Below are 22,028 nucleotides of genomic sequence, written 5' to 3' on the forward strand. Positions count from 1 at the left end.
TACAGTTTTAAATATTTAAATAAAAAAAGCATCAAAACAGTTTAGATAAAGTTTTGATGCTTTTTATATTTAATAAAAATCCTTGGAAATTAAATTGTCATCGAGAAAATTCGTGTTTCGGGTTTGTTCCGCATCATTCTTAGGTCAAATGTCATCGCGACATTCCGCGTGAATGCGCGGCCGGCTTCGGTAATTTTAATTGAATTATCGGTGAGTTCTACCAATCCGTCGCGTTCCATTTCCTTTAATGACTCAAGCGCTTCCGGAAGTTCCGGGAAACTTGTTTGCCAGTCCCAGGAAGTTTCAAGACGGCACATCAGATTAAGGATATGCTTACGGATATTAAGGTCTTCGGCGTTCAAAATATGGCCTTTCACAACAGGAATTTTTCCTTCTTCCACCATTTTCTGATAGCCTTCCACGGTTTTTTCATTTTGCCCGAATGCATACCACGAATCCGAGATCGCGCTCATACCGAGACCAATCATCAGTTGCGTTTTGCTTGAAGAATAGCCCATGAAGTTTCTGTGGATATCCCCTGAAATCATTGATTGATAAAGATCATCATGCGGAAGTGCAAAGTGGTCCATCCCTACTTCTATGTACCCGAGTTCTTCGAGGAGACGCTTCCCGTTTTCATACAGTTTGCGTTTTTCCTCACCACTTGGCAGGTCATTTTCATCAAAACCTCTCTGGCCAACACCTTTAATCCACGGCACGTGTGCGTAAGAATAAAAGGCAAGCCTGTCTGGTATCAGCTCAAGGGTTTTGCGGATTGTAAATTCCATTTTTTCCCACGTATGGAACGGAAGCCCAAACACAAGATCATGTGAAACACCTTTGTAACCGATCTCGCGGGCCCAATTAGTCACCTTCTCTACGTTTTCAAAAGGCTGTATCCGGTTGATGGCTTTCTGCACCTGAGGATCATAATCCTGTACACCGAAACTGCATCTGCGGAACCCTAAGTCATACAGGGTTTGAAGATGCTCGCGCGTGGTATTATTTGGATGGCCCTCGAATGAAAATTCCGGTTCGTCCGCGATTTCTGCCTTTGCAAAAATGCCTTCGAGCAGTGTGCGGAGATTTTGCGGCGAAAAAAACGTTGGTGTACCACCACCCAAATGAAGCTCTTTAATCTTGGGCTTTACATTCGGATTCAGTGCGTTGCTTTGAAGTAAATCGAGATATAGGTCCCACTCTTTCAGCACGCTTTTAAGATAAGGCGTTTCTACCGAATGTTGTTTCGTAATCCGCTTATGGCAGGCACAAAACGTGCAAAGCTGTTCACAAAAAGGAAGGTGAATATAGATGGAAATTCCCTCGGCATCATTGGATTCATTAAATGAAGTAACTACCGACTGTTGCCATTGCTCCACGGTAAAAGCGGCATCGTCCCAAAAAGGTACTGTAGGGTACGATGTGTAGCGCGGCCCGGGAATATTGTATTTATCGATGAGCGATCTGTTCATGCTGCAAAAATACGGAATTTATTTACGTACGCGGCCTGACAAATATCAAAGACGAAACCCGGATTTCAATTAAGAAAAATCTTAAAGGACTGTATTTTAGCGCAAATTAATTTCGATTCCGTTGCGCAAAGTCTTGTGAATTTCGGCCACTTCATCCACCTTTTTGATGAGGGAGGCTATTTCTTCCTGCGATAAATTAGGCGCTTCCAGTGAAACTTTGTACGAAATATTCTGGGCAGGCTCACCTTCTGCACCAAAATCTCCGAAAACTTCCACATCTACATTTGAAATTTCCAAATTTCTGCGTTTTGCCTCGCGGTACAGATCATTGCAGAAACAGGTAGCAAGCGCCAGAAACAGCAACTCACCACCATTCACAGACAGTCCGTAACCATCGGCTTTTGGCGATATAACCAAGCTTTTTTGATCATCTTCCGTACGGAGTGTAATATTGTTTTTCCGGAATGAGCTTGAAACCTGTGCGGAAATTCTCATCGTTTTTATATTTAATTTTAAATACTAAGAATAGACGCAAATTTACTTAAAGCGGGACAAATTTTACTCCATTATACACAGACAATCAGCTGATTACGCGCACCAAAGATTTCACGTGAGCAAGTTTTTCTAATAATTCTTCGCGTGAGTCAGCCAAAACATTGATGTGACCCATTTTACGTCCCGGTTTTGTTTCGGTTTTGCCGTAAAGGTGAACGTAAGTCTGCGGCAGTTTGAGTACTTCTTCAAGGCCATCATACACCACTTTTCCAGAGTAACCGGCTTCGCCGACAAGATTGAGCATTCCTGAAAAACCACGGGAATCTGTATTTGCGAGCGGAAGGTTTTTCAAAACACGGTAAAACTGTTCGAACTGTGAATTGGCGTTCCCTTCCTGGCTTTGGTGACCGGAATTGTGAAGTCGCGGCGCGGTTTCATTTACCCAAACTTTTCCGTTTTTGTCCAGAAACAGTTCGATGGCAAACAAACCCGATGACTTCGCCGCATCGATGAATTTCTGTACAATCACCTCGACCTGTTCTTGTGTTGAATTGTTAATTTGTGCCGGACAGATATTAAAATCAAGGAGGTTAAGCTGAGTATCTGCCACCATTTCAGTCACAGGAAAGTGCGCCGTATCACCATTTTCATTGATTGCGATGATCACTGAAAGTTCTTTGTCTATGTCTACCAGGGTTTCAAGCACCGAAGGAACATCCCAAAGATTTTCAAGTTCAGCAGCCGTTTTTATCACCTGCACACCTTTTCCGTCGTAACCGCCGGTGTTTGCCTTCTGTACAAAAGGCAGCGGAAAATTAACTTCGGATTTCGATTGAATAATCTGAAAGTCAGGACTTGGAATATCATTTTGAAGGTAAAACTGCTTCTGCAGAATCTTCTGCTGAATGGTTTCAATGATTTCCGGTGAAGGAATAACTTTCACGCCGGAATTCCGCAGTTCATAAAGCGCAGCTACGTTTACATGCTCAATTTCCACAGAAACCACGTCTTTGTCTTGGCCAAAATTCAGCACAGCGTCATAATCCGCAAAATCGCCCAAGGTTTGATCTGAAATCTTAGCACACGGTGCGTCCGGGGCCGGATCGAGAGTAAACCATTCATCATCATATTTCAGTGCTTCCTGTATGAGCATTCTGCCAAGCTGGCCTCCACCAAGTATTCCGATTTTCATTATGGATGATTATTTTTTTACTTCAAGAAATTTAAAACATAACAAAAATACAAAAGCAATCCGGTGCCTTCCGAAAAATCAAATGAATATTTAACTTAATTCTTCAAACTGAATTTTTTTTTGGTTTCTTTGTAATAATAAACTATGACTTTCGCACTCTTTTCAATTTCGGTTTTTCTTATCGTACTTAGCTTGCTGCCGTTCGTGAAAAACCAGCACTGGATCTTTCGCGTAGCCGAATTCATAAAGATTCAGCTATTATTCCTGCAGATACTTTTTCTGGGCCTGAATATCGTTTTTTTACCGAAGGACGGCTGGTTTTGGCTGATCAATATAATACAGCTCGCGCTCATTATCTATCATCTTTACATACTGATCCGATACACCACTATTTACAGAAAGGACCGCGATCAGTTACGGAAAGGCAGTGAGCAGATCATTCGCGTGATTTCTTCTAATGTTTTTCAGTTTAATAAAGAATTTTCGAGGTTTCATGAGCTAATCAGGAAGTACAGCCCGGATATTTTCATCACCATGGAGAGCAATGCAGACTGGGAAAAAGCCAATCAAATCTTCGAAAGCGATTATCCGCATACCCAAAAGATGACGTTGGAAAATACCTACGGCATGCATCTGTATTCGAAAATGCCGTTCGAGAAAGCGCAGTTTCACTTTTTTGTGGCGGAAGATGTACCGAGTGTAGAAGTGCACCTGAAAACGCGCGAAGGAAATTTTGTACTGTATGGCGTTCATCCTCCGCCGCCGAGCCCCACGGAAGAACGCACTTCAAAAGAACGCGATGGTGACCTGCTGGCGCTGGCCAAAAGAATCAAGAAAAAGAATAAAAATACACTCGTAATCGGGGATTTCAATACAGTGGCGTGGTCGGATACGTCTATTTTATTCCGAAAAACCAGTGAACTGCTCGATGCGAGGGTTGGACGCGGGATTTTAGCAACATTCCACTCAAAATACTGGTTCTTCCGCGTGCCGCTCGACCTGCTATTTCACAGCCCTGAGATTCACATTGAAAAGTTAGAGACACTAGAAGATATCGGTTCGGATCATTTTCCGATTCTCTGCGAATTTTATTTGAATCAACACAATACCGCCCAGGCCGAAGATGTGAAAACGCTGGAGAAAGGCGAAGAAGCTGAGGTGGAAGAACTGATTGAGGAAGGTAAAAAGGAAGTTTCCGATAACCGCGAAGACATTCCCTAAAGCTTACTCAGCTTAAAATAACCCACTTTCATCGGATTTGCACTCAGGGTTGCGTCTGTTTCTTCAAGCACGATCGAATATTTTTCCTTCATCTCCGCCGGTAATATATCTTCCACCCTGAAAATATCGTCTATGTCGACGCCGTACTTATCATCGATATGGCTTTCGGCGTTTTTGAAACCCATCGTTTTATAGAATTCTGTCTGTTTTACGCGCTTTATTATTTCTGGCATGGAGGTTCCGACCATCAGGTGCTGCTCGTGCAGCTCCGCGAAAAGCCCCGGTTTGTAGCCGCCTAGATTAAGGAAAAACAAATGCTGCTCTGGTGAAATCTCCGTTTTTGGAACGACATTCACCGTAAAACCGTCCACGGCATTTACCTGCTGCCAAGCGTCTATATGGATTTCTCCATTGGCTTCGGGCCAAAAGTCTTTAATCTGTGGCACCAAATCCCGCAGTGACTCCGCGATGCCGAAAAAGACATCATGCTGTTCGATGTTTCGGCCGGCAGGCGTTGCGCCCAGATTTAAATAAAACAGCTTCATTTTTAATATTTAGTGAAATGTAAATTCTTTATTATCGCTTCCGACTTCAGTTCAGTTTCGCGCCATTCTTTTTCCGGCGAACTGTCTGCGGTAATCCCGCCGCCAACATAGACCATTAAGCCGTCGCGGAAAACCTCAGCACAGCGCAGATTGACAAAATACTGCACCGAATTTTGCAGATTCAGCTCGATATATCCTGCATAAAGGTTTCGCGGCTGGTCTTCAAATGCTTCGATCGCCGGTATGCACACCTCTTTTGGGATACCGCACACAGCCGGCGTAGGATGAAGTTCTGAAATAATATTTTCCAGATTGTGTGCATCAATCGTCAAACTGAAATCTGTGCGCAAATGCTTGATATTGCCCGAAATATGATCTGTAGTTGTGCTTTTTTTAGCCTTTTCTGAATATCTTTTTAAGATACCGGAAATATAATCGGCAACAGGTTTCTGCTCACCGATTTCTTTAGCAGACCATTCTTCGTCTTTCGGAAGCGTGCCAGCCAAAGCCATTGTTTTGAAAACCGACGAATTCTTGTCAAAACTTCCCAAAATTTCGGAAAAAGCTCCCATCCAGCCCTGGCCATCTTTAATGAAAAAATAAACCAGCGCGTTTGGGTATGTTTTGGCTAAGTTCAGAAATGTCTGAGGAAAGCTAATCTTTTGATTGACGAACGAAACTGTTTTCCGCCGCGAAATCACGAGTTTCGGCAGCTTTTTTTCGCGGACAAAGGAGATAACCTCCGAAATTTTCGCGCAGTATTCTGCTTCATTCTCATCTGCTTGAAGCGGCAATTTTGAAAGTGAACTTAAATCTATATTTAAATTTAAAAATTCTGCCGTTAAAAGTTTTTTAATATTCCCGTTGAAAATCAATTCTTTCCCTTCCGCGAACGGATGGAATGAGACTGCCACCTCATCCGAAGACCCGTCGCAGGTGAAGATTTGGTCATCAAAAGGTAATTTAAAAAAAAGCATAGCCCGTTTTTTTAGCGCGGTATGATGTTGTTAGTCATCGTGGTATGATTGATGAGCTCGCCTTTTTCATCCCGGATTTCAATCTCCGAAACGTGCATGGTGTTGCCTTTGCGGATGAATCTGGCCGTTCCGGTTACCATTCCGTTTTTCTTGCTGCGAAGATGGTTTGAATTGATATTGGTGCCTACAGGCGCATATTTTTCAATATCTACATGCAAAACGGAGAGACACGAGCCCAGCGTTTCCGCCAGGACACAGCTTGCACCCCCATGAAGAATGCCGTATGGCTGATGAACTTTCGGTTCTACCGGCATCGTCGCAGTAAGGCTTTCGTCGGAAACATCGGTAAATAAAATCCCAAGGGTTTTTGCCAGGTTTTCGCCGCCCCAACTGTTGAGTTTTGCAAGAATTTCAGAACGTTTGCTGTCTTCCATATCTATTTTAGTAAATTTTTGGGCTCCACTTTTCCGGATATTTCGGCGTGATCTTCTTATAATAATTCTCCATTTCGTCCATGATGCTCTCAAAACTTCTTGTTTCAAGGTCCTTCACCGAAATTTCGTAGCCGAGGTGAATCTGTTTTGTGCGGAAATCTCCGGCGGCGACCACAATCGGGACTTTTGCGGCGATTGCCATGTGGTAAAAACCTTTGCGCCACTTTGCTACGCGGCTGCGAGTACCTTCGGGCGTGATCACAAGACTGAAATTTTCCTTTTCAAACTGTTCTACCACGAACTTTACAAGGTCATTTTTTTGAGTACGGTCTATCCCGATGCCACCCAGGGCCTTCACTACGGAGCCGTACCACGCTTTGGTGTGCTGATCTTTAATGATTATTTTCAATGGTTTATCTAATGCCCAATACGCCAGGTTTCCCAGCAGATATTCCTGGTTTGAAGTGTGCGGCGCCACCACAAGTACGCAACGTTCGAGGTTTTTCACGTCACCTTCGAGCACAATCTTCCAGCCGATCAATTTGAGTATAAGCTTACCGATAAGTTTCTTCATAGTTTTCTTTCGATGTTCCTTTAAAACAAAAAAGCATAACCATAAATATGGTTACACTTTTACAAATATATTGAATATTAATTCTAAAAAAGACTGCTGACGAAATCAACAATTTTAATAGCGATTTGAAAAACGAACTGTACCATGGCTTTTGTTTTTAGTTTTTGTTAACTGAATTGATAAATTAACGTTACGAAATTAATAAATAAAGGACAAATTCACAATTTCCTATGTTAATTTTTAATTAAAGTTTAATAGGGAACAAGCGTAGGGCGAAAAATTTTTTTAATGAAAAGTTACCGCCCCGGCCTGTCCACTCTCATTATTTGGTCTTAATGATGATTTCTTTTTTACCGTCTTTTATGGAAATGTCCACATTTTGCAGGTTCTTCAGGTTGGTCTTCATAGAATCCATAATTTTGTCTGCAGCCGCTTTTGGCATCTTCGTACCATTGATGATTACACTGTCTTTCTCGTCAGAGTTGTACTGTATCGTAGAACCATTGATCTTCATCTGGTTGTTGCTGATCACAATACTACGGTCATCATCCTCGTCATCATCTATTCCATCTGCGTTCAGGTCGCCATCCACGTTCAGCGCATTTTCTTTTACTTTGAAGACTTGTGTCGTCATTGGAACTACCAACTCATACGTCACATTATAGTCGCGGAAGCGGTCCTGATACGGATATTTCACAAAATTTGGCAAATATATCCTGTTGTTTTGTATCTCAATCGGAGCCGTAAGCTGAACAGGGATGTTGTAGCCTTTCCCATCTTTTTTGATAATCAGGTAAGGTGCCTGCACATCTGCTTTACGGGTTACCTGAACATACGGATAGTCTTCTTCATATACCATTTTCTTGTCCGAGAATATATCATCATCGTAAGCAGTGAAGTTCTGCGGAATGGTGATTTGCTTCACATCAAGATAAAGGCTGTCGCTGGCAGTGTTGATCGCTACATTCTCTACGTCCTCCTTATGTCCTTTGTAGATCATCTCTTTTTTCGCCATGTTCACACCGAAATAAGTTCCGAAAGCCAACAGGATCAGGAAAAGCGCGCCCACTACATAGCCTACGTTGCGAAGCTGCGTTTTTGGCGAGATGAGTTTGATGGAGATCAAGCTGAAAAGTATCGCGGGAATCAGTGTACCGATAACCATCATCGCATAAAGCACGGTGCTCATCCCGTCATCATCAAAGAGGAAATTAAACTCCTGCAGTGGTGGGAAATCTGAACCTCCGAACAACCCGAATATCGCGAAGGTCCCGATAATGGAGCCAAGTGCCATAAGGCCAAAAATTGCACCTAAGAAATACCGGATTACATTCCAGATACCGCTGCCCGCTGTGCGGATGTAAGGTTTATTCTCTGTATAGATCTCGCCCACGCGTTGGCTGGATTCATTAGCGAACTGTACCAGTTTGTTTGATTCATTCTTAAGGTTATCAAAATTCATCGGCTTACCTTTCATCTTTAGAAAATCAGTCGCGGTTTCAGCCCGCGGCAATACGATCCAAAGAATCACATAAATCAAAACGATAAGTGAGGTGGAAATTGCGGCGGTGAAAACACCCAGGATGGCGATACCAAGCCAGATGGCACGCATCGCGCTTACATCCATCCCTACATAATGCGCCAAACCTGCACATACACCGGCAATCTTTTGTTTTTCCGGATCGCGGAAGAGTTGCTTATTTCCGGCAGAAGCGGTGGTTTTTTCCTCTTGGCGGCTGGCTTTTTCGGAAAAATAGGCTTCTTCCTGCTCGTTGATCAATTCTGGTTTACCGATTTGTGAAATCACTTTCTCCACATCAGAATCATTGATCACTTCACGTTTCCCGAGTGAGTCTTTGAAGATTTCTACCATTCTGATCTCGATGTCGTGCATCACTTCATCAGCTTCATTGGCATCCAGCGAACTGCGCAGGGCCGCGAGGTAATCGCTGAGTTTTATGTATGCGTGCTCCTCTATCGTGAAAGAGAAACCTGCAAGTCCTATTGAGAGTGTCTTGTTCATAGTTTTAAGAATTTGGTTCGAACGTATTTTGAGGAGCGTTCGCAGGGTTAATGTCTTTAGTAATTTGGTTCACGGAGTCTGTAAGTTCCTCCCAGGTGTTCGAAAGTTCTGCGAGGAAGAGTTTTCCTTTTTCAGTAATCTGATAGTACTTTCGTGGTGGTCCGCCTGTAGATTCTTCCCAGCGGTAGGAGAGAAATTCTCCGTTTTTCAATCTTGTAAGCAGTGGGTAAAGGGTGCCTTCCACCACATCCAGTTTTCCTTTTTTCAGTTCGTCAATCAGGTCTGAAACATACATCTCGCGCCGATCGATCAAACTCAAAATGCAGAATTCCAGAATACCTTTTCGCATCTGCGCTTTGGTGTTTTCTGTGTTCATATTATTTGAGATTTTAATTGGTGATCTGAGTCTGAAGATTTGAAAGTGAACAATACACTTTCAATCTTACAATGCAAAGATATATAATTAATTTAGTATTATGCAATACAAAGTAGTAATTTTATTTTTAAAAATTTTAGTAAATATTATCATAAATCATTTGAAGCGCCCTGGTGAAGACACTTCGGCTGCTAAAAAAATATTTTAAAATATTTGGTTTAAATAGTTGCTTTAAGCCAAATTAATTGTTCACAAACCTTTTGAATAGGCTTTTTACACCATTAACATCATTTACGTAATGTTATCATGGTCAAATTTCAACCAAAAAAAGCCGGTCTGCATTGCTGCAGACCGGCCAATTACTAAGGTTAATCCTTATTTCTTGATTGCTTTTACAGTTTGCGTGCTGCCATCATTTTTGTGAAGGATGATCAGGTACATACCTGCATTAAGGTCACCAAGATTGATCTCTGACGAAGCTTTCACGGTGCGTACCAATCTACCAGTCAAATCACTGATTGAAACGGATTTCACATTAGAAATATCAGAGATTCTCACAACATCTTTGAACGGATTAGGATAAACCATCAACTTGTTTTTATCCACAGTTGACGTTCCTGCTGTAGCAAGTGTAACATTTACTGTATAATCTTCTACCTGACCGAACGAAGAACCTGTAGTAACACATGCATTGGCAAAGTTACTTAAGTTCGGTTCTGTATTTGGACCTGTAGCACCATAGAATGCTGATTTTACTCTCATTCTTGTAACACCTGCTTTTGCTGTTGCAGGTACATTAATAGTTCCTACAGCTGGTGTTGCGCTTGAGCCGTTGGAGCCTAAAACGAAGATAAATGATTCCGGTGTGGTGAAGAATTTCTCATCAGCGTCATCAAAGTCTCCATCCTGGTTCCAGTCAATGAATACCGCAAAGAAATGTCTGAAAGTAGTGCCGTCTGTATTAGCATCCAGCGTGATGGTATATGGGCTACCCGTTGTAACCTGAGCCGTTTGATTGAGGAAGAACTCATGTGCCGGAGTTGCGCCTACCCCACTTGGCTGATTTATATTCTGGATTCCTGCAAACTCCACACGTGTAGTTGGTTCAACGGTTGAGTAGGTCAGCGGACCGCAATAAAGTGGACCGGTGGTTGTGAATGAAATTTCAGTACATCCTACCGCGTCTCCCACTGAGTTATACGGTACTACGCGAGCGTAGTACGTTACGTTTGCAGTAAGTGCTACTTTGTAAGAAGTTCCGTTTACCACAGCGCCGTTCACCACGTCTGAACCACCAGGTGTAGTACCGATATAGATTTTGTAACCGGCAGCAGATGGTTCGGCAGCCCATGTCATGGTACCGTTGAGTGGGAAATCTGTAGCTCCGGCCATTGGTACGGTGATCGATGTACAACCAGGTGCTGCCGTAGGTGCAGTGACACTGATCGTATAATCTTCAACCTGACCATTACCCATATTACCGCATGGGTCGCTCAATGCGGAAATTATCGATGTAGTAGAACTGTTGAAGTTGTACTTAATTCTCATTCTGGTAGTACCACTTAGTGCAGTTTCAGGTACGGTGATGTTTCCGCTAAGGTTGTTGGTTGCTGCCGCACTACCTAAAAATGGTGCAGTGGTAAAATAACTTTCGCTGACATCGTTGAAATCACCATCCTGGTTCCAGTCAATGAATACTGTCATTCCAAACCTGTTGGTTCCTGCGCCTGTCGCCACAGCGTTGATTTGATAAGTTAATCCCTGTATCACATTCATTGTCGTAGCAGTGAAATCTTCATAAACCGGCGCACCTGTTGTTGCAGCTGAGGTATTTGTCACTCCATTCAGCGTCACCGAAGAAATCGGATATACAAGTGCCGAAGCCGTGATACCTCCGCAATAACCTATGGTGCTGTTTGTAGTGAAACTAATTTCTGTACAGCCCGTTGCATCACCCGCAAGGTTGGTTGGCGTTACTTTGAGATATAGTGTAGCGCTTTTCGGAAGTGTTACATTAAGACTATTTCCGGCAACCGTTGAATTAAACACGTCTGTACCGCCTGGAGTAGTACCAATTTGTACTTTGTAGTTAACCGCTGTTGGTGCAGCATCCCACGTAAGTTTGGCCGTACCTGCAGAAATGGTAGATCCGCTTGTAGGATAGGTAATGGTAGTACATGCAGGCGGCGTTGAAACCACTTCCTGAGTAAATGTAATATCATCTACAAAGATGTTACCTGTAGTAGTTCCGCTTCTTACAAACCATACACCCACGCCATAAGTCTGGCCTGGCTGTATTGCTCCTGCAGGAATAGTGCCCGTCAGTGCTGTACATGTTGTGATTGCAGTGGCCGTAAGCGCAACCGTAGGACCAAATGTGTTGATTGACCAAGTGTTCGCTACCGGATCCAGCGTAAAATACGCCAGACTAATGTTACCCGCAACAGTTGCGGCTTTTTTGTAGTTTGCCGAAACATCAAGCTTCTGGCCATTTCCTGTTTGACCAATCGTGCTGAGGTCTACCATGTAGCCCGTCTGTGTAGCGCTGGCACTTATTGCCAACTGTCCACCATAGGTACCATTGCATGCCGCAGCTGTGGTACGGGTTCCGCCGCCGAACTGCTTGTAAACTGTAGTGGTGTACCCTGGATCTTCAAAGTTACCAACGTACGAATACTGTGCGCTGGTCCCAATTCCAAGTGCAAGAAAGCACCCGAGTAGAATTTTTTTCATAAAAAAGTATTTTAGTTAATCTTACCAAAACTAATAAATTATTATCAGATAAATACAAAAAATATTTTGGAAAAAATAAACATTTAAACAAACCATTGCGAAGTGCCCAATTAACACTTTTACCATTATGTTCCTTTTGTTGTAAAACCATTAGAGATAAAAAAATCCGCCTCATTGCTGAAGCGGATTCTATTATTAAAGAATAATATTAATATTACTTTTTAATGGCTTTGAAAGATTTAGATGTACCGTCTTCCATTTTCAGCGTAATGATATACAAACCTGCCTTAAGTTCTGAAAGGTCAACTTGAGCTGCAGCTTTCATAGATTTTACCTGTCTTCCGGCAACGTCGCTTACGGAAACAGATTTCACGTTTTTCACATCAGAAATATTAAGAACATCAGTGAAAGGGTTTGGATATACAGAAAGGTCTGCTTTCACGTTTTCTGACGCAGCCAATACGCCCAGACATGTAACACTTCTCGTGTGCGAGGTAGATGAGTTTGTAGCTCCTGTACACGTAGCATCGGTATGAACGTAGAATCTAACAGTACCCGTTGAAGTAGCTTTATACAATAGCGGTCCTACACCGTGCTGCAATACTACAGGAGTTGTGGCATTGGTCGCGATGGTGATATAGTAACCTGGTTTAAGTAAAACTTCGAATCTATAGGTATTTCCGCTTACAACATTTACTGCAGAATATTCACCAGCCCAAGCCGTAGTTCTGGTAACAGAAGTAGTTCCGTTGCAGTTTGATGGTGTAAGTGTACCGTAAAGGCCGTTCGGCGATGTAGTACAACCTGTTGCAACAAAGGTTTTAGTGGTGAATGTATATACTGTATTACAGTTTACAGCACTTCCTGCAGAGTTTACAGCAACAACTTTCCAGTAATATTGTGTACCTGATAGCAGAGGATTGCTTGTTGCAGTGCTGAATGTAGCGGTAGGGTTTGTATAATTACCAATCTTCGTAGTAGGATTTGGATTTGTATCCATGTACAACTCATAGTAAGACACAGGTCCACCGGTGGTAGGCGCTGTCCAAGTAAGCGTTGTATCAGTGGCATCCACATCTACTGTATTGTTTGCCGGAGTTGCCGGAGTTGGGCAGTCAGGAGCTACACTAGGCGCAGTATCATTCACGATATTGTCAAACAACAATCTGAATTTGTCCGCGGAAGTTGCATGAAAGCCCACATAAATTGTCTGTCCAACATACGGCGTCAGATCTAAGATCACCTGCGACCAAGTACTTGGAGCGGGTGCATTTGCCTTGATAACTGTGGTAAAAGCAGCTGCTGTAGCAGTTGTAGTAGAAATTTTCACATCATATTCCTCAACATACGCGGGATCCTGATTTTTCACAAAGTAGGTAATCCTGTCATTTAAACCAGCAGTAACCGTAATTGCCGGAGTAACAAGGTAGTCATCATGTGCCACATCATCATAGTTGATTTGCGCAGCATTTGGCGCTGAAATCACAGAGCCCGGCGCACCTGCAGTAATTATAAATGTTGAAGGTCCTCCTCCATTGATAACAGACCATCCTGCAGGTAAAGTGGTTCCGCTATCAAAATTTTCTGAAAATTGAGCATTGGCACCAATTCCAAGTGCCAAAAAGCACGATAATAAAAGTTTTTTCATAAATAGAGCTAAATTGTTAAACGTAGCCAAAACTAAACATTTATTTTTAATAAGGTCAAATTTATTCATTAATATTTATCGATTTTAAACAAATCTTAGTAATTTCCTAACGAATTTTCTGCGTGTTTTGGCGGTCTATCTGAGATTTTGCCTTAATTTCAAATTTTCCGATCGCAGCGCCTCCATTTTTGCAAGCAGATGACTGATGATTTCAATTCCCGGAATATTCACTTCCAGATCATAGTGCCAGGTTGCATATTTTTCGAAAGCCGGCAACTCTTCATAAAGCAGGTAAGTCACCTCATCTTCGGTTTCCGTGTTCAGCAGTCCGGAGTTTTGTAGCGAATCAAAAAAACTCACTTCGATCTTGTATATTTTCACGAGTTCCTCGCGGGATATCCTGTTGCTCATTTTGTAAGATTTTTAAGCTGTTGAAACAATTCCTTCTCTTTATCACTTAGGCCTGTGGGTATTTGTACCCGATACGTTGCGTATAGGTCGCCAAATTCATTTTCCTTTTTATAGACTGGCAAACCTTTGTTTCTGAGGCGCACTTTCGTACCGTTTTGGGTTTCCGGCGCCACTTTAAGTTTTATCGGGCCTGAAAGCGTCTCAATGTTTAGTTCACCACCCAAGACCGCAGTGTAAAGGTCAATTTCCACATCAACACTCAGGTTATTGCCGTCACGTCTGAACTTATTGTCCTCAGCAATGTTAAAAGTGATGTACAAATCACCATTAGGTCCGCCATTGTGCCCGGGATTCCCATGTCCACTGAGTTTAATTTTCTGGCCGTCTGCAATACCTGCCGGAATGGTAATGCGGACTTTTTTGCCATTTATCGAGAAGGTTTGCTGATGTGTAGCGGCAACATCTTTGAGGCTTAATGTAAGTTCGGCGTTTACATCCTGCCCTTTGAATTTCCCTGAAGCGCTGCCTCTTTGCCGGAAACTGCCGCCACCGCCAAACATACTTTGGAAAAAGTCTGAAAAATCATCTCCGTCGCCAAAATCTGCGCCGCCGAACTGTCCAAAACCGCCTGCGGAACTTTGTTGGCGCTGCTGCTGACGCGCTTTTTCGAATTCTTCGCCATGCTTCCAGTTTTCACCATATTTGTCGTACTTCTCACGATTTTCGGCATTACTCAGCACCTCGTTCGCCTCATTTATTTCTTTAAATTTTTTCTCTGCCTCCTTATCACCAGGATTCACATCAGGATGGTATTTTCGCGCAAGTTTCCGGTACGCTTTTTTCACATCGTCGGTCGTTGCGTTTTTGCTGATTCCCAAAATCTTATAATAATCTATGTATGCCATTATTGCAACCTTTTACTCAAATTTAAGAAAATTATCAATTAAAATATACCATTTGAATCTTCATTTTTGCCGCACACATCGGGCGCATTTACCGTATATTTATCTTAATGAAATTAAAATTTTCCACATTTTTAATGTTTTTGGGCTTTTGCATTACGGCACAGACAGTTGATTCTACAAGCCTGATCTCTGAAGTTGTAATAGATGGTTACCGAAAACCGGCCAACCTGATGACAGCTACACAGTCCGTGGCGGTTACATCAAATCATCTTCTTCGCCAAAACGCTCCGGACCGGTTAGTAGAATCCCTAAATTTGCTCTCTGGCGTAAAAATGGAAGAACGCTCGCCCGGCAGCTACCGCATTTCTGTTCGTGGCAGTACGCTGCGCTCGCCATTTGGCATCCGCAATGTGAAAATTTATCTCGATGATTTCGTGCTTTCAGACGCATCGGGCAACAGTTACCTAAATCTTCTCGATCCTGAACTGTTTCGGAGCATCGAGGTTTACAAAGGTCCGGAAGGCGGGGATTTTGGTTCCGCGACGGGTGGCACCGTACTACTGAAAACTTCCTCGCCATCCATTGCAGAATTTGGCGTCAGCGCTGGCAGTTTTAATAATTTCAAAGGAAAAGTCAATTATTCCGGCAGGGGTGAAAAATCATTTATTCGCGTATTCAGCAGTTATCAATTGACGGATTCATACCGTGAACAGTCGGCGCTCGAACGAAAGTTTTTCTTCCTTAATGCGGGCAGAAATTACTCCGAAAACAACGAGGTTAAAGGCATGCTGATATATTCCGATCTTGCCTATCAAACACCGGGCGGACTCACCTTTGATCAGATGATGCAAGACCCGCGGCAGGCGCGACCAAAAACGCAGGCCGTGGGAGGTGCTAAAGAGCAGCAGGCCGCTATTTACAACAAAACTGTGATGGCAGGACTTTCAAATGTCCTGCAGTTCGACGAAAAATTAAGCCATTTCATCGCGGTACACGGCAGCTATACCGATTTCCGGAATCCGTTTATCACCAATTATGAAAAGCGTTTTGAAGTGGGCGCCGGCGTGCGCACGCATTTCAATTTCGAAAATAACTTTGAAAATATTTTTTCGCAGTCGCGGATTGGCTTTGAAGGCGCAACCGGCCAAGCTGTAATCAGGAACTTCGATAATAATGCAGGACAGCCTGCCGGTCCTCAAAACTTTGACAATATTTTCACGCGCAGTGGCTTCTTTTTCTTAAGCCAAAAAGCTGTATTCAAACAAAAACTGTTTATTGACGCATCTTTAAGCCTGAATTTGATGAAGTATGAATGGGAAAGCCTCTTTCCAAGCGCTGAAAACGGGGTGAAAAAATTTAATAACGAACTGCTGCCAAATTTTGGTGTAAGCTATGCGATCTCGCCGGGACTTTCCATTCGCGGTAAACTCAGTAAAGGAAATTCGGCGCCGACGACGGAAGAAATACGCTCTTCAGCACAACAAATTAATACCGACCTGTTCGCAGAAAGCGGTTGGAATAAGGAAGTCGGATTACGTAAACAGTGGGGAAAACTTCTTTATACCGAGCTGAATGTGTTCGATTTCAGGTTGAAAAACGCAATCGTGCGGCGTGAGAACGCATCGGCACAGGAATTTTTCGTGAATGCGGGCGAAACCGTACAAAAAGGTATCGAATTTACCGTAGAAACCGGCAAATTAAATCTGAATAACTCAGTTTTAAACGGTTTGAAATTGTATTTTTCTGGTAATTTGTTCGATTTTAAATTCAAAAACTATGAGAAAAACGAAACAGATTACTCGGGCAACGAGCTCACCGGTGTTCCTGGGACGTCGGTACAGGGTATTGTTAGTTTTGATATCCTTAAAATCATTAAGGCAGACATCACACACTTTTACACTTCAAAGATGCCGCTCAATGACGCCAATACGGTATTCTCAGAGGCCGCGCTTGTTGGAAATATAGGATTGGGCATGCCCATTGCAGCAGAAAAATTTGATATACACGTCTCTGCGCGCGTGCAAAACATCTACAATTCCTTATACAGTTTGGGTGATGACATCAATGCTTTTGGCAACAGATATTATAATCCGGCAGCAACGCGCAACTATCTGCTGGGCATTACTTTTAAAATCAAATAAGATGAAAAAGATCATTCTTCTTGTTCAGGCTGCGGCAATTTTAAGCTGCTCGAAAAACGAAAAGCTACCCACAGTGATCGAAAATAATACGGATACAGCGGTTGCGATTTCCCCTAAACCGCCACATTCTGATGTTCAAACACAAAATCTAAAAGACATCAATCGTGAAATACTGCAAATATTAAAACAAAAAAATTACCGCGCACTTGCAGATTTCATTCATCCGCAAAAAGGTGTGCGGTTCTCAATGTACTCGTATGTTGACCCAAAAGAAGATAAGGTTTTTACACGTGAAGATTTCTTGAAATATATCAATAGCCAGATTAAATTCACGTGGGGACATAAGGATGGAAGCGGCGACATTTATCAGACGTCACTTCTGAATTATCTATCAGAATGGGTCTATAAACGTGATTTCAGCGCCGGCCAATATTTTGAAAATGAGATAAAAGGCAGAGGAAATACCCTCGTCAACATCAGCAAAGTGTATCCGCAAGCTGTTTTTACGGAAAACTACATTCCCGGAAGCGAGCAATATGCCTTCATGGACTGGAATTCCCTGCGACTTATTTTTGAAAAAGTGGAAAACAAATATTATCTGGTCGCGATCGTCAACGACCAGTGGACTGTTTAATTTCTATTTTTAAGGAAAATCCAGCCGTAGAAAATCCGTCCGTCCGGCAGTCTCAGCACGTACCAATAAGTATCTGTCGGAACCGGTCTTCCCATCCAGCGGCCATTCCAGGAAAGTCTGTCCGGGCCTTCTTCCTGATGAACCAGCACCTGCTGTCGGTCAAAAATCTGTATGGTGGAATTGGCTCCGTCAAAAACGTCAAGACCGGAAACTTCCCAAACATCGTTAATGCCGTCTTCATTCGGTGTGAAGGCGTTTGGAATGTTCAAAATCACGCCTTTTTTAGGCAGACCGATACATTCTTCACCCGAAAATTTCACATAGAAAGTGGTCTGTCCCACAGGCAGATTATAGAAAATATTACCCGTTTGCCAGCTCATACCATCAATGGAATACAGAATCGTTTTGCTGCCGGTCGCAATTACCGTGTAATTATTTCCGTTTGCAACGAGTTGTGTGATCACGGGAACTTCAAAATGACGTACTTCGAAACTTGTGCTGAATGTACATCCGTTTGAAGCCACCACATCTAAGGTATAGGTCCCGGTCTTATTCACTCCGCGCAGCTGGTTGCTTGTAGAAACGGTGGTTCCCACAGAATCCTTCCAGCTAAACGAAACAATATCCTGACCTGTAAAATCTGGTGTGATGTCCACCGAATCATTATTATACGGGCAGAAATAATAGGTTGGCAAGGTAAACTGAGGCGTTTTCTTCAGATTAACATTGATCACCGCATACACCGGACAGAACCCGGCAAATGAAACCTTTACATAAATCGCGGAGTTTTGACTGTTTTTATTAAAGCTAAAGGTTTGAGGGTTCACAATTTGGTTTACCGCATTGTTCATATCGGCAAGGGAAGGATAATATTCGAACTGTGCACCCGGATATATTTCATTCTGATACTGAGTGAGATCTATGGTTTCCTGCCCGTCATTCAGTGTATCGCACTGTGCCAGCGCAAATGGACCGGAATTGATGAGTGGTAATTTTGTACCTGGATTTAGGTTGATTGCGGAGATATCATCACATCCCGGAATATTTGCAATTTTTACAAATATTTGCGCAGGCAAAGGATTTACTCTGAAATTTTCCGGATCAGCAATAGCATTCACCCCATTTTGAGCATCGGGTAGCGTTCGGTAGAAGGTAAAAGTATTGTCAGGATCGTTAAGGTCAATTACCTGAGTAGTGTATTGCAGTAAGTTCAGTTCATAGAATCCGTCAAGATTACTGTCGCAAATGTTATTGATTGTAGAATTAATGGCTTTTGGCGGAAAATAAGTGCGAAGATGAATCGGTTTTACCGAATAGCATCCACTGGTTTTCGATTCAAAACGCGCGTAAACCGTCACTAGTGACTGCATTGTAACCTGAGCAGAACTGATTGCGGTAGTCGGAATGCCGGCGTTTGCGTCGGCTGCAGTGCGGTAGTATGTAACCGTCATCCCACTTAGCGGCACACCGTTTTCAGCAGCATCATACATTTGCGGAAGCGCCGAATTCAGATTAAAACTTTCATTGAAATTAAACTGTTCATCACAGATCCGGAGAGTAGCTTCTTTAATTCGCGGCGCCGCTACAAAATCGATCTTAAGTTTGATCAAGCTCACAGAAAAACATCCGGTGGAAGTGTTTCGCACACGCACATAAACTGTGTTCTCGCCTACTGCCGCGAATCTTTTCGGATCCGGAATAAGGCCGCTGAAGTTTTGACTGGAACTGTTGTAACCGGTATAATAAGTGAAATCTACCGCCGGCCCACCTGTGTAAAGTTGCGCCTGATGCTGCGTAAGGTCGTAAGCCTCGCCACCATCATTGTTATTGTCACAGTAGCTTTTTCGGTTTACCGCAATTTCCGGCGTTACCAAAGGTGTCGGAACCAGCTGAAGATTGATTGGATAAACTTCCGAACAGCTGTTAACTTCGATCCGCACAAAAAGCTGGGTAGGGCCGGTCAACGTAAAACTTGTAAGCGCGTTCGAGTTGTCCTGTGCCTCTTGCACCGAAGCAAAATACCGTATCGTGGCAGGCTGCGCACCGGCAATTTGACTTGTATATTGGTTCAGGTTAAATGTTTCTGTATTATCATTATTAAAATCACAGACGGTAAAATTACTCTTTACCGCCACCGGATGCGTCAATACCACCGTGATTGTGCGCACTGTGTAACATGCCGGCGATTCTTCAAAGCGCACGAAATATCGAGCCGTCACCGAATTTCCATTATCGGTAATCACCTGCATAGGCGAAATGGGATCTAAGCCTTCTTCGGCGTCAGCTGCATTGGCGTGAAAAGTTGTGGTAACACCAGTGAGCGGACTTTGCAGCATGCTACTGGATAAAGTTGCTAAATTCACCGAGACATCTTCAGAACCATCGAAACACAGCTGAGCGACTTCATTTGTAGCTACCACCTCATTGAAATCAACATTCAGCCGGACTTCCGCAACTGAAAAACAGCCTCCAGGTTCCTCCACCCGCACATAAACAGAATATACTCCTTCTTTCACCGTCGTTACCTGACTGCCAACTCCCTGATAAGCCTGCTGATAAGTCTCGTAATAGGAAATTATAACGCCTGTGGCGGTCGTAACCAAGGATGAAACATTCGCGGCAAAATCATAAGGTTCGGTGTTATTATCATTAACATCGCAAATAGTAAGGTTTAGGTCTAAAGGCGAATTTACTGCAGGTCCGGGTGTGAAATTTACTGTAATCGGACCGATTACCTGTGAACATTGGGCTGTAGTCAACCGGATCCAAAGCTGCGTTCCGTTTGTCAGCGTGGCCGAAGTTACCGCATTCGTATTGTTTTGCGCATCGGCCTGTGAAAGGAAATACGAAATTGAACCCGAAATTTCCGGCGCAAAAAGCTGAGGATTTAATCCCGATAAAATATATGCCGCTTCAGTACCGTCATTATTTGTATCACATATCGAAGCCGTATTTGAAAGTATCACACTGTTGATAAACTGAAACCGCAACATGGCAACACGGTAGCAGTTTGCATCCGCTTTGTTTTGTACCCGCACGTAGATAACCTGTTCGGAATTGACATTCACTGATGTGGATACGCTGTTCGTATTGGCATTAGCGTCCGCCAGTGTGTTATGGTAAGTAAAAGTAAACAGCGCAGGATCCTGCGGCGTGAGAAACTGCTGGAAATCATCAAGGTTAATCGATTCACTGCCACCTGGAGGAGTGCAGAATACTTTCGTGTAGTTGCGCACGAGCGGAAAATCTGGCGCAAATTTTACGTCAATGGAATCTGTAAGCACAAATGGAGAACCACACATTTGATAGGTAGCTTTCACCGTGTAAGAAGTGTTCTGTGACGGACAAACATCAATGCTACTGCCCGATCCAAGCGCGGTACCTGCCGCATTAAACCATGAAAGGACAGGTGTAATTACGTTTCCATCCGGAGAAAAGCGCCAGGCCTCTTCCAGTGCTGACCAAATACCGGTGTTGCGGCCAGCGGGCGAATACCCAACGGTGCCGTTGCTGTTTATTATTCCTAAAAGCGCGTTCGAAAAACGGGCTGTCGGGCAAGGCAGTTCTTTATTTTCAATGAATATTTCAATTTCATTCGTAAACTCCGTCAACACAATTTGGGTGGAGGATCTTTCCTGACAGCCCACCACGCGCCCGCGGTAAAAATTGATTACCAACTTTCTGCACGCACCACTCTGAATTACGGAATAATAAATTTCCGAATCATCTGCCGAAGAAAAAACCAAATCCTGGAACACACCAAAAATAGCGTTATGAGGTAACAAGGGATCGGGATTGGTCTTTTCGATATTTGGATAACTGAGTTTGCCGAGCAATGAGGTATCAAAACTTACAAGGCCGTTCGACCCGATTACAAGTTTGTTATAATTATTTCCAAAAAAACAGAACCGAAAGGGGATATCGATTACTTCTGCATACAGGTCGTCATAATTTGCATTAAGCGGTGTACCTTCATTGAAAGGAATATATGGCGAGTATGCGATTGCCTCAGCTTTATACAATGTGGCCTCGCGCACTGAAGGCGCGGATGCCTGAAGTGAAAGGCACTGAGAATTTTTTAGCGGGTAGCTGCAGTCAATTAATACCTCATCATTGCCCAGAGTGTCTGTTGCCGTGAATGGCGTGCAGGTTTGGGAAAATAAGATGCCGGAAAAAGTAGACACAAGTACTGAAAAAAAGAATAAGATCTTTCTCATCAGCTTAATTTTAGTTAGTAATATTCAACG

Annotated in this window: 17 protein-coding genes; 3 read left to right on the plus strand and 14 right to left on the minus strand. The window is 43.1% G+C overall.

The window, feature by feature from the left end; all coding sequences use genetic code 11:
- Positions 1-89: 89 nt before the first annotated feature.
- From hemN to QEP06_RS10060, 3 genes are all read right to left on the minus strand, one after another.
- Positions 90-1,472: an oxygen-independent coproporphyrinogen III oxidase gene (gene hemN / locus QEP06_RS10050; protein WP_285270138.1), complete on the minus strand. Its 1,383-nt coding sequence runs from the start codon at positions 1,470-1,472 to the stop codon at positions 90-92.
- A 96-nt stretch (positions 1,473-1,568) separates the two neighbouring features.
- The gene (locus tag QEP06_RS10055) at positions 1,569-1,967 is read right to left on the minus strand and encodes an OsmC family protein (RefSeq protein ID WP_285270139.1); all 399 of its coding nucleotides are present in this window, start codon (positions 1,965-1,967) and stop codon (positions 1,569-1,571) included.
- An 85-nt stretch (positions 1,968-2,052) separates the two neighbouring features.
- Complete coding sequence (locus tag QEP06_RS10060) at positions 2,053-3,159, minus strand: 5-(carboxyamino)imidazole ribonucleotide synthase (RefSeq protein ID WP_285270140.1); 1,107 nt, start codon at positions 3,157-3,159, stop codon at positions 2,053-2,055.
- A 144-nt stretch (positions 3,160-3,303) separates the two neighbouring features.
- Here QEP06_RS10060 and QEP06_RS10065 point away from each other — a divergent pair, with 144 nt between their 5' ends.
- Positions 3,304-4,380, plus strand: coding sequence for an endonuclease/exonuclease/phosphatase family protein (locus QEP06_RS10065; RefSeq protein ID WP_285270141.1), 1,077 nt, complete (start codon positions 3,304-3,306; stop codon positions 4,378-4,380).
- Here the strand turns inward: QEP06_RS10065 and QEP06_RS10070 are convergent.
- The 10 genes from QEP06_RS10070 to QEP06_RS10115 form a co-directional block, all read right to left on the minus strand.
- Positions 4,377-4,925 (minus strand): DUF1543 domain-containing protein, encoded by a 549-nt coding sequence (locus QEP06_RS10070; RefSeq protein WP_285270142.1) that lies wholly within the window; start codon positions 4,923-4,925, stop codon positions 4,377-4,379. The two genes, QEP06_RS10065 and QEP06_RS10070, sit on opposite strands and share 4 nt — an antisense overlap.
- Before the next feature lie 2 nt (positions 4,926-4,927).
- On the minus strand, positions 4,928-5,902 hold the full coding sequence (locus QEP06_RS10075) for a chorismate-binding protein (RefSeq protein ID WP_285270143.1): 975 nt from the start codon (positions 5,900-5,902) through the stop codon (positions 4,928-4,930).
- Between the two features lie 11 nt (positions 5,903-5,913).
- A complete protein-coding gene (locus QEP06_RS10080; protein ID WP_285270144.1) occupies positions 5,914-6,336 on the minus strand; it encodes a PaaI family thioesterase in 423 nt (140 codons plus the stop codon).
- Between the two features lie 7 nt (positions 6,337-6,343).
- On the minus strand, positions 6,344-6,910 hold the full coding sequence (locus QEP06_RS10085; protein WP_285270145.1) for a 1-acyl-sn-glycerol-3-phosphate acyltransferase: 567 nt from the start codon (positions 6,908-6,910) through the stop codon (positions 6,344-6,346).
- A 322-nt stretch (positions 6,911-7,232) separates the two neighbouring features.
- Positions 7,233-8,933, minus strand: a complete 1,701-nt coding sequence (locus QEP06_RS10090; protein ID WP_285270146.1) for a PspC domain-containing protein — start codon at positions 8,931-8,933, stop codon at positions 7,233-7,235.
- 4 nt (positions 8,934-8,937) lie between these two features.
- Positions 8,938-9,309 (minus strand): PadR family transcriptional regulator, encoded by a 372-nt coding sequence (locus tag QEP06_RS10095; protein ID WP_251833805.1) that lies wholly within the window; start codon positions 9,307-9,309, stop codon positions 8,938-8,940.
- Positions 9,310-9,684: 375 nt separating this feature from the next.
- Positions 9,685-12,042, minus strand: coding sequence for a GEVED domain-containing protein (locus QEP06_RS10100; RefSeq protein WP_285270147.1), 2,358 nt, complete (start codon positions 12,040-12,042; stop codon positions 9,685-9,687).
- Between the two features lie 214 nt (positions 12,043-12,256).
- The gene (locus tag QEP06_RS10105) at positions 12,257-13,690 is read right to left on the minus strand and encodes a T9SS-dependent choice-of-anchor J family protein (protein ID WP_251833807.1); all 1,434 of its coding nucleotides are present in this window, start codon (positions 13,688-13,690) and stop codon (positions 12,257-12,259) included.
- Positions 13,691-13,825: 135 nt separating this feature from the next.
- On the minus strand, positions 13,826-14,101 hold the full coding sequence (locus QEP06_RS10110) for a chaperone modulator CbpM (RefSeq protein ID WP_285270148.1): 276 nt from the start codon (positions 14,099-14,101) through the stop codon (positions 13,826-13,828).
- On the minus strand, positions 14,098-15,006 hold the full coding sequence (locus QEP06_RS10115) for a DnaJ C-terminal domain-containing protein (RefSeq protein WP_251833809.1): 909 nt from the start codon (positions 15,004-15,006) through the stop codon (positions 14,098-14,100). The genes QEP06_RS10110 and QEP06_RS10115 overlap by 4 nt, the downstream gene beginning before the upstream one ends.
- Before the next feature lie 107 nt (positions 15,007-15,113).
- On the opposite strand from QEP06_RS10115, the gene QEP06_RS10120 reads away from it, so the two are divergent.
- A complete protein-coding gene (locus QEP06_RS10120) occupies positions 15,114-17,147 on the plus strand; it encodes a TonB-dependent receptor (RefSeq protein ID WP_285270149.1) in 2,034 nt (677 codons plus the stop codon).
- Position 17,148: 1 nt separating this feature from the next.
- Positions 17,149-17,781, plus strand: a complete 633-nt coding sequence (locus QEP06_RS10125; protein WP_285270150.1) for a hypothetical protein — start codon at positions 17,149-17,151, stop codon at positions 17,779-17,781.
- Here the strand turns inward: QEP06_RS10125 and QEP06_RS10130 are convergent.
- Positions 17,778-21,998 (minus strand): T9SS type B sorting domain-containing protein, encoded by a 4,221-nt coding sequence (locus tag QEP06_RS10130; protein WP_285270151.1) that lies wholly within the window; start codon positions 21,996-21,998, stop codon positions 17,778-17,780. The two genes, QEP06_RS10125 and QEP06_RS10130, sit on opposite strands and share 4 nt — an antisense overlap.
- Positions 21,999-22,028: the final 30 nt, after the last annotated feature.

The sequence above is a fragment of the Kaistella rhinocerotis genome (genome assembly GCF_030243905.1).
In the GTDB taxonomy this organism is placed as follows: domain Bacteria; phylum Bacteroidota; class Bacteroidia; order Flavobacteriales; family Weeksellaceae; genus Kaistella; species Kaistella rhinocerotis.